11 protein-coding genes are annotated in these 11,349 nt (G+C 70.5%); 7 read left to right on the top strand and 4 right to left on the bottom strand.

Annotated elements, in window-relative coordinates; all coding sequences use genetic code 11:
• Nucleotides 1-96 precede the first annotated feature (96 nt).
• The 5 genes from ACZ5U5_RS12945 (at nucleotide 97) to ACZ5U5_RS12925 (ending at nucleotide 3,158) form a co-directional block, all read left to right on the top strand.
• Complete coding sequence (locus tag ACZ5U5_RS12945) at nucleotides 97-540, top strand: subtilase-type protease inhibitor (RefSeq protein ID WP_469020079.1); 444 nt, start codon at nucleotides 97-99, stop codon at nucleotides 538-540.
• A gap of 126 nt (nucleotides 541-666) precedes the next feature.
• A complete protein-coding gene (locus ACZ5U5_RS12940; RefSeq protein WP_469020077.1) occupies nucleotides 667-900 on the top strand; it encodes a hypothetical protein in 234 nt (77 codons plus the stop codon).
• A gap of 132 nt (nucleotides 901-1,032) precedes the next feature.
• Nucleotides 1,033-1,383, top strand: coding sequence for a YciI family protein (locus tag ACZ5U5_RS12935; RefSeq protein ID WP_469020075.1), 351 nt, complete (start codon nucleotides 1,033-1,035; stop codon nucleotides 1,381-1,383).
• Nucleotides 1,383-2,627, top strand: a complete 1,245-nt coding sequence (locus ACZ5U5_RS12930) for an RNA polymerase sigma factor (RefSeq protein ID WP_469020073.1) — start codon at nucleotides 1,383-1,385, stop codon at nucleotides 2,625-2,627. The genes ACZ5U5_RS12935 and ACZ5U5_RS12930 overlap by 1 nt, the downstream gene beginning before the upstream one ends.
• A gap of 3 nt (nucleotides 2,628-2,630) precedes the next feature.
• Nucleotides 2,631-3,158: a GNAT family N-acetyltransferase gene (locus tag ACZ5U5_RS12925; protein WP_469020071.1), complete on the top strand. Its 528-nt coding sequence runs from the start codon at nucleotides 2,631-2,633 to the stop codon at nucleotides 3,156-3,158.
• 24 nt (nucleotides 3,159-3,182) lie between these two features.
• Here the strand turns inward: ACZ5U5_RS12925 and ACZ5U5_RS12920 are convergent, their stop codons facing one another.
• The 3 genes from ACZ5U5_RS12920 to ACZ5U5_RS12910 form a co-directional block, all read right to left on the bottom strand.
• A complete protein-coding gene (locus ACZ5U5_RS12920; RefSeq protein ID WP_469020068.1) occupies nucleotides 3,183-4,415 on the bottom strand; it encodes an epoxide hydrolase family protein in 1,233 nt (410 codons plus the stop codon).
• Nucleotides 4,416-4,444: 29 nt separating this feature from the next.
• Nucleotides 4,445-5,320 carry a TauD/TfdA dioxygenase family protein gene (locus tag ACZ5U5_RS12915; RefSeq protein ID WP_453635965.1) on the bottom strand — a complete coding sequence of 292 codons (876 nt, stop codon included), beginning with the start codon at nucleotides 5,318-5,320 and terminating at the stop codon, nucleotides 4,445-4,447.
• A 265-nt stretch (nucleotides 5,321-5,585) separates the two neighbouring features.
• A complete protein-coding gene (locus ACZ5U5_RS12910; protein ID WP_469020066.1) occupies nucleotides 5,586-6,434 on the bottom strand; it encodes an SAM-dependent methyltransferase in 849 nt (282 codons plus the stop codon).
• Between the two features lie 266 nt (nucleotides 6,435-6,700).
• Here ACZ5U5_RS12910 and lpdA point away from each other — a divergent pair, with 266 nt between their 5' ends.
• Together lpdA and ACZ5U5_RS12900 are read left to right on the top strand one after the other, a co-directional pair.
• A complete protein-coding gene (gene lpdA / locus ACZ5U5_RS12905) occupies nucleotides 6,701-8,104 on the top strand; it encodes a dihydrolipoyl dehydrogenase (protein WP_469020065.1) in 1,404 nt (467 codons plus the stop codon).
• 164 nt (nucleotides 8,105-8,268) lie between these two features.
• Nucleotides 8,269-10,449 carry an MMPL family transporter gene (locus ACZ5U5_RS12900; RefSeq protein ID WP_469020062.1) on the top strand — a complete coding sequence of 727 codons (2,181 nt, stop codon included), beginning with the start codon at nucleotides 8,269-8,271 and terminating at the stop codon, nucleotides 10,447-10,449.
• Here the strand turns inward: ACZ5U5_RS12900 and ACZ5U5_RS12895 are convergent.
• The gene (locus ACZ5U5_RS12895; RefSeq protein ID WP_469020060.1) at nucleotides 10,431-11,237 is read right to left on the bottom strand and encodes an isocitrate lyase/PEP mutase family protein; all 807 of its coding nucleotides are present in this window, start codon (nucleotides 11,235-11,237) and stop codon (nucleotides 10,431-10,433) included. The genes ACZ5U5_RS12900 and ACZ5U5_RS12895 overlap by 19 nt on opposite strands.
• Nucleotides 11,238-11,349: the final 112 nt, after the last annotated feature.

The following is an 11,349-nucleotide window of genomic DNA, read 5'->3' as shown; positions in this document are numbered from 1 at the left end:
CATCCGGAAATCGACCATGCATTTGGTGCTCACTCTCCGCACCGGCAAGACTCCCGTCAGCAACCAGGACCACACCCGCATCAAAGGAGAGTTGACGTGCGTTTCTTCCTCAAGACGGTGGGCGCCACCGCTGTCGTGGCCGCCTGCGTGATGTCCGGAACCTCTGGCACGGCACAGGCGCAGCCCAAGGCGGCCGACGCCGGCCTCCACGCGCCCTCGTCACTGGTCCTCGCCGTCGGCCAGGGCGAGGAGGCGGACACCGCGACCATGCAACGCGCCGTGACGCTGAACTGCGCGCCCAAGGCCTCGGGTACCCACCCCTCGGCCTCCGCCGCCTGCGCCGAACTGCGCTCCGTGAACGGCGAGTTCGCCCAGCTGGTCAGCACCTCACCCGCCGCGTTCTGCACGAAGGAGTGGCAGCCCGTCGTGGTCACCGTCGACGGTGTGTGGCAGGGCAAGCGCGTCTCGTGGAGCCAGACCTTCGGCAACGGCTGCGAGATGCGGGCGAGCCTCGCGGAAGGCGCCGCCTTCACGTTCTGAGCCGCCACCTGCCGCGCACCTGACGGTAATTGGGTGGACGCGACCTCGCCCCTGACGGTGGGATGAGGCCTCGTCCTTCACGACCGCGCCTTGGACGACGCCCCAGCGACGTCCAAGGCGCTTGCCATGGCAGGGAGTTGCCCACGTGACAGAGCAGGCGGACCCGAAGACCGTCACGCCACGCGGGACCTCGACGCCGGCCGCGAAGCGGACCGCGACCCGCTCATCGACACGGACCCGCGGGGCCGCGGGATCGCGCTCGCGGGGTCGCTGCCCGTCCCCGACGACCCGTTCTTCGACGATCCGGCGCGGGTGACGGCGGCGCTGCGGCACCTCGACGCGGTCATCACCGATCGCTGAGAATCCACTCACGAAATGTCGCCGGAAAGTTTTCTCCCGGCATGTCGATCCGGCCGATCGCCGTTCGTATGGACAGTGAGAGGCCGGCAGCGGCCGGCCAGGGTGATCCGCCACTCCGCGGGAGAGACAGCCATGAACCAGTACTTGATCAGCGTCTACCAGCCCGACGGCGGCGTGCCGGAGCCGGAGATCCTCGAGCCGATCATGCGTGACGTCGAGGCGGTGAACGCCGAGCTCAGGGAGGCGGGCGCCTGGGTGTTCGCCGGGGGCCTCTTCCCGCCGAGCACGGCGACCGTGCTGCGCCTGAAGGGCAGCGAGGTGCTCACGACCGACGGCCCGTACGTCGAGGGCAAGGAGCACCTGGGCGGCTTCACCGTCATCCGGGCGGCCGATCTGGACGAGGCGCTCGCCTGGGGCGCCAAGGTGGCCCGCGCCATCACCCTGCCCGTCGAGGTCAGGCCGCTGCAGTCCGGAACCTGCTAGTGACCTCGGGTCCCCCGGAGGTCACATCGGAGGTCATCGAGCAGGTCTTCCGTGCGGAGTACGGGCGCGCGGTGGCCGTACTGGTCCGCGTCTTCGGCGACATCGACATCGCCGAGGAGGCGGTCCAGGAGGCGTTCACCACGGCGGCGCAGCGGTGGCCCTCCACCGGTCTGCCGCCGAGCCCGGCGGGCTGGATCATCACCACCGCCCGCAACCGAGCGATCGACCGCCTGCGCCGCGAGGCGTCCCGCGAGGACCGGCACGCGCAGGCCGCCCTGCTGCACGCCCACGAGCCACCGGCCTGGGAGGGACCCGTGCGCGACGACCGACTGCGTCTGATCTTCACCTGCTGCCATCCGGCGCTCGCCCCCGCGGCCCGGGTGGCCCTCACGCTGCGCCTCCTGGGCGGTCTCACCACCACGGAGATCGCCCGCGCCTTCCTGGTGCCGGAGCCGACGATGGCCCAGCGGATCGTGCGGGCCAAGGGCAAGATCCGCGACGCGCACATCCCGTACCGGATTCCCAGCGACGCGGATCTGCCGGAACGGCTTCGCGCGGTCCTGGCCGTCGTCTACCTCGTCTTCAACGAAGGGCACACGGCCAGCGCGGGCGACACGCTCGTCCGCGACGACCTCTGCGCGGAAGCCATCCGCCTGGGACGGCTCCTGACCGAGCTGATGCCCGACGAGCCGGAGGCCCTGGGGCTGCTCGCGCTGATGCTGCTCTCCGAGTCGCGGCGGCCGGCCAGGACCACCGCCGACGGCGGGCTCGTCCTCCTCGCCGACCAGGACCGCGGACGATGGGACCGCGCCCTGATCGCCGAGGGCCAGGAACTCGTCCGCCGCTGCCTGCGCCGCGGCCGACCGGGGCCGTACCAGATCCAGGCCGCGATCAACGCCGTGCACAGCGACGCGACGACCGCGGCCGCCACGGACTGGGGCCAGATCCTGCAGCTGTACGACCAGCTCCTGGCCGTCGCCCCGAGCCCGGTCGCGGCCCTCAACCGCGCGGTGGCCGTCGCCGAAGTCAAGGGCCCCGCCGAGGCGTTGACCCTCGTCGACGAGCTGGGCCTCGACGGTTACCACGTCTTCCACGCCGTCCGCGCCGACCTGCTCCGGCGCCTGGGCCGCACCGACGAGGCGAACGCCGCGTACGATGCCGCCCTCACCCGCACCGAGAACGCGGCCGAGCGGGCGTTCCTGCTGGGCCGCCGGCAGCAGGGGCCGGCCCCGCGGTTAGGCTGACGCATGCCCACGGTCCACGCCCAGGAGATCAGCACCGCCCGCCTCGTCCTCGTACCCCTCCGGGTCGAGCACGCCGACGAGATGGCCCTGGCGCTCTCCGATCCCGCCCTGCACACCTTCATCGGTGGCTCTCCCGACGATCCGCAGGCGCTGCGTGCCCGCTACCGGCGGATGACCGCCGGGTCCCCCGACCCCGCGGTCTCCTGGTGCAACTGGGTGCTGCGGCTGCGGGACGAGGAGTGCCTCGTCGGGACCGTGCAGGCGACGGTGGTGCCCGCCGACGCCGGTGGCGAGCTGGTCGCCGAGATCGCCTGGGTGGTGGGAACTCCCTGGCAGGGGCGGGGCATCGCCGTGGAAGCGGCCCGCGCCCTCGTCGGCCGGCTGGCCGAGAACCCGGCCGTGCACGCCATCATCGCCCACGTCCACCCGGACCACCGGGCATCGGCCGCCGTCGCCACCGCCGCGGGGCTCACCCCCACGGACGAGTGGCAGGACGGCGAGGTCAAGTGGCAGCGAACGCTTGGGCGTTGAGCGAGGCCACCGTGCGCGCCTCGCTCAGCGTCGGCCGCGGAACGTGCGGCGCAGGTCGCTCACCCAGCCGTCGGGCAGCTCCCACGGGATGAAGTGACCGCCGCGCTCGTGCGCGGTGAGGTTCACGTGGTGGTACCAGTCGGCCCGGTCACCGGCGAGCCAGCTCTCGACGCGCTGCTCGGGGGTGGTGACACCGGGCGGGTTCTCGTGGGCGACGAAGGTGATGCCGGTGGGGGCCTCGACGGCCGGCTGCCGGTCGTGCGAGGGCGTCCAGGGGTAGCGGTTGTTGTTGGCGTAGTAGCGCACCGACGTACCGATGGTGTTGTTCACCCAGAAGATCATGGCGTGGGTGAGGAGGTCGTCCTTCGAGAAGACGCTCTCCACGTCGCCTCCGTTGTCGCTCCACCTGTCCCAGCGCTCCAGGATCCAGGCAAGCAGGCCCACCGGTGAGTCGCTCAGCCCGAAGGAGAGGGTGCTCGGCCCGAGGACGTGCACGGCCAGGTGCGCGGCGAAGCGCTTCTCCAGGGACAGCAGTTGGCGGTGCGCGGGCTCGGGCAGACCTTCCGGGAACGGCTGACCGCCGCTGAGGTCCCAGCCCCGGTCGCCGTTGAACATGGTGAGTTTCTGGCCGGAGCCGATGTGGATGCCGTGCAGTTCGTCCGCGTACTTGTGGCCGAGCTGGCCGGTGACGAGGGCGCCGACGTCACACCCCGCGGCGGCGTACATCTCGTGGCCGAGCGTCTCGGTCATCAAGGTGTGCCAGAGGTCGGCGACCTTCCAGAAGTTCATGTCGGGGTGGTCCGGCAGCGGCGACGAGAAACCGAAGCCGGGCAGCGAGGGCACGATGACGTCGAACGCGTCGGCCGGGTCACCATCAAACGCGGCGGGGTCGGCGAGCCGGTCGACGACCTTGGACCAGTGCCAGAAGGTCCAGGGCCAGCCGTGCGTGAGGATCAGCGGGGTGGGGGCGGGGCCGACGCCGGGCCTGCGCATGAAATGCACGGGCACACCGTCGACCCGCACCCGGTAATGCTCATAGGCGTTGATGGCCGCCTCGGCCTTGCGCCAGTCGTAGCCGTCGAGCCAGTACTCGGCCAACTCCTGGAGGTAGCCGCGGCGGACGCCGTAGTAGCCGTCGTCGTTGCCCACGTCGTCGGGCCACCTCGTCAGCCGCAGCCGCGCCCTGAGGTCGTCGAGCACCGCGTCGGGGACGTGGATCGGCTCGGGCGTCAACGGGAAGCGCGCTGCGGCTGTCATCAGGAATCAGGTTCCTTCCGAGAGGTAGCTCAGTACGGGCGGTCGCCCGCGATCGCGACGCGTTCGGCCACGCGGCGGTGCGGGGCGTAGTCGTCGACGGCGTAGTGCTGGGTGGAGCGGTTGTCCCAGAAGGCGACGTCACCGGCCTGCCAGTGGAACCGCACCTGGTACTCCGGGACCTGCGCCTGCCGCACGAGGTAGCTCAGCAGCCGGTCACTCTCGGCCCGCTCCATGCCCACGATGTGCGTGGTGAAGGAGGTGTTCACGAAGAGCATCTTCCGGCCGGTCTCCGGGTGCCTGCGCACCACGGGGTGGGTGACCGGCGGGAACTGCTCCTGGAGCGGGATCAGCTTCTCGGGGCCGTAGAAACGGACGAAGCCGGGAATGAAGTCGTGCACCGCGTGGGCGTCCTCGATGCGGGCCTTCACCTCGTCGGGGAGGTTGTCGTACGCGGCGGCCATGTCCGCCCACATCGTGTCGCCGCCCACCGGGGGCACCTCGCGCAGCTGCAGGACCGCGCCGAGCGCGGGGCGTTCGCGGAAGGTGACGTCGGCGTGCCAGACGTTCTCGTACGTGGGTGTCGCGCTGCCGCCCTTGTCGAAGCGGACGACGTCGTCGGCCGAACCGCGCGCGAGCAGCGGGTTGGTCTCCAACTCGCCCCAGTTCAGGGCGAAGGCGCGCTGCTGCTCGGAGGTGATCCCGGCGCCGCGGAAGAAGAGCACCTTCCACTCCAGGAGGGCGCGGTTGAGCTCCTCGCGCAGCGCGGGCGTCAGCGGCTGAGCGAGGTCGACGCCGCGGATCTCGGCGCCGATGAGACGGCCCTGGGGGACGACGTCAATCAGTTCGTACGGGCGCTCCTCCCAGCCCTCGGGGACGCGGCGCAGGGTGCGACGGCCTTCGTACATGCCGTCGGCGGGTACGCGGGCGTCACGGAGCGTGGGAGAGCCGGTGGAGGCGGGAGAGGCAGGTGAGACGGCAGGGGAAACCACGGCCATGGTGATCCTTCAGTTGTGAGTGAGCGGGCGGCGTCACGGAGCAACAACCCCGGACGGCTGGAGACGAATCCCCGGGCAGCTAGCGACCCGATCGCTCGCACCCACAGCGCCACGGGACCTGGAAGGTCCTCACGGCGGCGGTCAGGTGCTGGATCATGCACACCATTGTGTATGGCTATGCCTTGCGGAGCAAACCCCCGTACTCGTAGATCCCCTTGTTCTGCTCGGTGGCACCCACATAAGGGGCCAGGTCCTCGTGGACCGGTGCCAGCGGGGGCTGGCCGGCGTCGGGGCGCCAGTCGACCAGGTTCACCAGGCCGGGCTCGACCGGGTCGAGGCCGTCCAGGAGGGTGTCGACCTCGGCCGGGGTGCGGGTCTGCCACGGGACGCCGCCGCCGGAGATGTGCGCGCTCATCGCGGCGCCGCGGGCGGGATCGTCGGCGACGACCTGCGAGAGGCCGAGATAACTGCCGGGCGCCGCCTTGTCGATGAGCGTGCGCAGCACGTGGCGGGGGTCATCGGCGTCGGTGAGGTGGTGCACCACGGAGAGGAAGAGCACGGCGACCGGCTCGTCGAAGTCGATCAGCCGGACGACGTCGGGGTGATTCAGGATCGCGTCCTGGTCACGCATGTCGCCGTGGACGACGGCGGTGGTGGAGTCGTCGGCGAGCAGCGCCCTGCCGTGCGCGAGGACGATCGGGTCGACGTCCACGTAGACGACGCGGGTGTCGGGTGCGAAGCGCCGGGCGACCTGGTGGACGTTGTCGTCGGTCGGCAGACCGCAGCCCATGTCGATGAACTGGCGGATGCCGGCCTCGGTGAGGTGGCGCACGACACGGAACAGGAACTCGCGGTTCTGGCGGGCGATGTCGACGCACTCGGGGAAGTCGGGCAGCGTCCGCAGCAGGAACTCACGGTCGACCGCGTAGTTGTCCTTGCCGCCGAGCATCCAGCCGTAGGCGCGCGCCGATGTCGGCACGTCGAAGGGAATGGACATCAACTCGGCTTGGTCGTCTGCCGCCACAGCGCGTTCTCCACCTCTCCCGAAGGGACATGCGTTCTGCTCCGTCACGGCGACACTATCCCGTGACTCACGACCGGGTGAACCTGGGACAGACCGCCAACGGGCGTGCCCTCAGGGGTGGTTGGGGAGACGGGCCAGAACGGGTGGCATGACATCGGACACCCGACCGCCCGCGGGGCGGCCGGATGACGCATGATCGGACGTGCGCGAGTCACCCACCACCGGATACGTGCCACCGGACACGTACCACCAGAGAGGACCTCCCCATGGAAGACCGCTTCGACGTCGTCGTGCTCGGAGCAGGACCCGGCGGCTATGTGGCCGCCATCCGCGCCGCCCAGCTGGGCAAGCGGGTAGCGGTCGTCGAGGAGAAGTACTGGGGAGGTGTCTGCCTGAACGTCGGCTGCATCCCGACCAAGGCGCTGCTGCGCAATGCCGAGCTGGCCCATCTGTTCACGCACGAGCAGAAGACGTACGGCATCAAGGTCGACGGGAACGTGTCCTTCGACTACGGCGAGGCGTTCAACCGCAGCCGCACGGTCGCGGACGGCCGCGTCAAGGGCGTCCACTTCCTGATGAAGAAGAACAAGATCACCGAGTTCTACGGCCGTGGCACGTTCCTCGACGCGAACACGCTCCAGGTCGCCAAGTCGGACGGCTCCACGGACACGATCACGTTCGAGAACTGCATCATCGCCACGGGCGCGACGCCGAAGCTGCTGCCCGGCACGCAGCGCTCCGAGCGGGTCGTGACGTACGAGGAGCAGATCCTCGCCGACTCCGTGCCGGAGTCCATCGTGATCGCGGGCGCGGGCGCCATCGGCATCGAGTTCGCCTACGTCCTGCACAACTACGGCGTGAAGGTCACGATCGTCGAGTTCCTCGACCGCATCGCGCCGCTGGAGGACGCGGACGTCTCCACGGAGCTGGCCAAGCAGTACCGCAAGCTCGGCATCGACGTGAAGACCTCGACCCGCGTCGAGTCGATCGACGAGTCCGGTGCCAAGGTCAAGGTCACGGTGACGGGCAAGGACGGCAAGCAGGAGGTCCTGGAGGCGGACAAGGTCCTCCAGGCGATCGGCTTCGCGCCGAACGTCACGGGCTTCGGCCTGGAGGCGGCGGGCGTGGCGCTGACCGAGCGCGGCGCCATCGACATCGACGGGCGCGGACGGACGAACGTGCCGCACATCTACGCCATCGGTGATGTCACCGCGAAGCTGATGCTCGCGCACACCGCCGAGGCGATGGGTGTCGTGGCCGCCGAGACCCTCGCGGGCGCCGAGACGATGGAACTCGACTACCCGATGATCCCGCGCGCCACCTACTCCCAGCCGCAGATCGCCAGCTTCGGCTGGACCGAGGCGCAGGCCAAGGAGAAGGGGTTCGACGTCAAGGTCGCCAAGTTCCCGTTCATGGCGAACGGCAAGGCGCACGGCCTCGGCGACACCGTCGGCTTCGTCAAGATCATCAGCGATGCGCGGTACGGCGAGATCATCGGCGCCCACCTGATCGGCCCGGACGTCACCGAGCTCCTGCCCGAGCTGACCCTGGCCCAGCAGTGGGACCTGACCGTGCACGAGGTCTCCCGCAATGTGCACGCGCACCCGACGCTCGGCGAGGCGGTCAAGGAAGCGGTGCACGGCCTGGCCGGGCACATGATCAACTTCTGATCCCCGTCCGGACCGCGGGGCGGGATGCCTTCTGATCCCCGCCCGGACTCCGGGGCGGCCCCGCCCTTGCGCCGAACGGCTCAAGTGGCGGGGCCGCCCGGTCCGGAAGATCCTTGGTCAGAACGTGCCGTTACGCCTCGGGGGCGAGGGAGAGGCAGCAGCCGATGTTCTCTGGCCTGGGCCGATTCGTGGTCCGTCGCCCGTGGTGGATCATCCTGGCGTGGGTCGTGGTGGCCGGCGCCGTGATCTCCCTGGCGCCCAAACTCACCTCCAGCAGCGACGAGGCGAGCTTCCTCCCGGACCACTACGAGTCCATTCGCGCGGCGGACGTGCAGGAATCGGAGTTTCCCAAACAGCAGAACGTCGGCGCGATCATCGTCTTCCAGCGTTCCGACGGCGGAAAGCTGACGGCGGCCGACTCCGCGGACATCACCCGCGTCTCCAAGGATCTGCAGGCCAAGAAGATCCCCGAGGTGCAGGCGGTCGTGCCGGGCGCGGTCTCGCCCAACAGGCTCGTGCAGACGTCGGTCGTCGCGATGCCGAAGATCACCAACCCCGAGGACACCGCACAGCAGGACGCGGTCGAGGAGCTGCGCTCCGACCTCAGGCCCGAGCTGAAGGGCACGGACCTCTCGGCCGGGATCACCGGTTCCGCCGCCCAGGCCCTGGACGAGAGCGACGCATCGGAGCGGGCCGGACTGCTCGTCGGCGTGGGCACGATCGTGATCATCATCGTGCTGCTCCTGGTGATCTTCCGGAGCCCGATCATCGCGCTGCTCCCCGTGGTCCTGATCGGTCTCATCTCGCCGATGGCGACCGGCCTCATCGCCTCCGCGAACAAGGCCTTCGACATGAAGGCCGACTCCTCCATCCAGGAACTCCTGACCGTCGTCCTGTTCGGCGTCGGCACCGACTACATCCTGTTCCTGCTCTTCCGCTACCGAGAGGCTCTGCGGGCGGGCGAGGAACCCAAGGGCGCCATGGTGCACGCCGTCGAGCGGGTCGGCGAGGCGATCACCTCGGCGGCGGGCGCCGTCATCGTCGCGTTCGCCGCCCTCACGCTCTCCTCGCTCGGCATGCTGCAGTCCATGGGTCCTGCCCTGGCCATCGCGGTCTTCGTGACGCTGCTCGCCGGGCTCACCCTGGTCCCCGCCGTCGTCTCGCTGCTCGGCACCAAGGTGTTCTGGCCCTCGAAGTCGTGGCAGCGGGAGCCGCAGGGCACCGGGTTCGCACGGCTCGGCGCCTCCATCGCCCGTAAGCCCGCGATCTGGGCGCTGGTGTCGGCGCTGTTCATGGGCGCTCTCACGCTCGGCGCCCTCGGCTACCGGGCCAACTTCGACCTGGCGGGCTCCTCGCTGCCCAAGGACAAGGAGTCGATGGTCGCCCTGAAGGACCTCCAGAAGGGCTTCCCCGCGGGCACCACCGACCCCACCTTCGTCTACCTCACCTCGACGGACGACGGCTCGCTCCCCGCAGCGCGGACGGCCGCCTTCCGAGGGCAGCTGGACAAGGTCGACGGCGTGGGCGAGGTGTCCCCGCCCCGGCTGAGCAAGGACGGCGGCACGGCGTCGTTCTCCGTGGTGCTCGCGGATCCGCCCGCCTCCGACCAGGCCCTGGAGACCGTCAAGGACCGCCTGCGCCCGGTCGCCCACGAGGACGCCCCGGCCGGCACCGAAGCACTCGTCGGCGGCACCACCGCGGTGTACGTCGACATCAACAAGGCCGTGGACCGCGACTACTCGGTGGTCTTCCCCGTGGCCGCCCTCGCCATCATGGTCATCCTCGGCCTGCTCCTGCGGAGCCTGGTGGCGCCCTGGTACCTGATGCTGTCGGTCGCGCTCGGCTTCGGCGCGACCCTGGGCGCGACCTCGCTGCTCTTCCAGCAGATCGGCAGCCAGCCCGGGCTGATGTTCATGCTGCCCGTGATCATGTACTTGTTCGTGGTCGCCCTCGGCACGGACTACAACATCCTCATGGTGTCGCGGCTGCGCGAGGAGGCCCGCGAGGGCCGGACCCCGCACGACGCGGCGGGCACGGCGGTGCGCCACTCGGGCCCGACGATCGGCTCGGCGGGCGTGATCCTGGCGGGCACGTTCGCGACGCTGATGCTCGCGGGCAACTCGACGCTCTCCCAGATGGGCTTCTCCCTCTCCTTCGGCATCCTCATCGCCGCCTTCGTCATGGCGATGATCTTCACGCCCGCGCTGACGGCACTGATCGGGCACAAGGCGTGGTGGCCGGGCCACGGGGACGAGAAGCGCGACGGACGCGGATCCCGGGACGGCGGAGGCGAGAGGCCCGACGGGTCCGACGCCGACGGGCCGCCCTACACCTCATCGCCGTAAGCCGCCGAGAGCGCCTGGGCGTCCGCGTACGAGGGCAGGTCCTGTGGCACGGCCCCGCCGCGGGCGATCGCGCGCGCCGCCTCGACGGCTCCGTGCAGCGCCGCACGGAAGAGCAGCGAGCCGCTGCTCACCCGGCGCACGCCGAGCTCCGCGAGGCGCTCGTAGGTCAGGGATCCGGGTGCGAAGAGGATGTTGAGCGGCATGCCGACCACGCCTTCGACCAGTCCCGTGATGACCTTCTCGTCCTGCAGCCCGGGGACGAACAGGCCGTCGGCTCCCGCCAGTTGGTAGTCGGCGGCCCGGCGCTCGGTCTCGCCCGCTCCCCCGGCGCGCAGCCAGTACGTGTCCGTGCGCGCGTTGATGAACAGGTCGGGGGCCGCCTCCTTGACCGCGCGGATCAGCTCGCACTGCAGCACGGTGTCGGTCAGCGTCCCGTCCGGGCGGCCGTCCTCGATGTTCACGCCCACGACACCCGCCCCCGCGAGTTCCGCCGCGAGCGCCGCGACCTCCCCCGGCCGGTCGCTGAAGCCGCCCTCGATGTCCACGGTGACCAGGGCGGGCAGTCTTGCCAGGCCGCGGGCCAGGCTCAGGGTCTCCTCCCGGGTGCCACCGGTGGCGTCCGCCTTGCCGGCGGCGGCCGCCACGCCCAGGCTCGTGGTGCCGATCGCCGGGAAGCCGCCGTGGGCGAGGGCCGCGGCGGAGGCGTGGTCCCAGGCGTTGGGCAGCAACAGGGGGGCACCGGTGCGGTGCAGGGCGCGGAACTGCTCGGCTCGCTGTGCGTACGTCATGGCGGGACCGTAGCCGCGCGTCGGTTCGGGGGCCACCGAAACGTGCTGGTGGGCGCGGGCCGGGCGGCTCTCTCAAGAAGTCACGAGGTTTCTTCCGGCGTAATGTCGAGAA

This window comes from Streptomyces sp. NPDC033177 (genome assembly GCF_055577715.1).
Note: the sequence above shows the minus strand (reverse complement) of the source record. Positions and strands in the feature narration are given on the sequence as shown.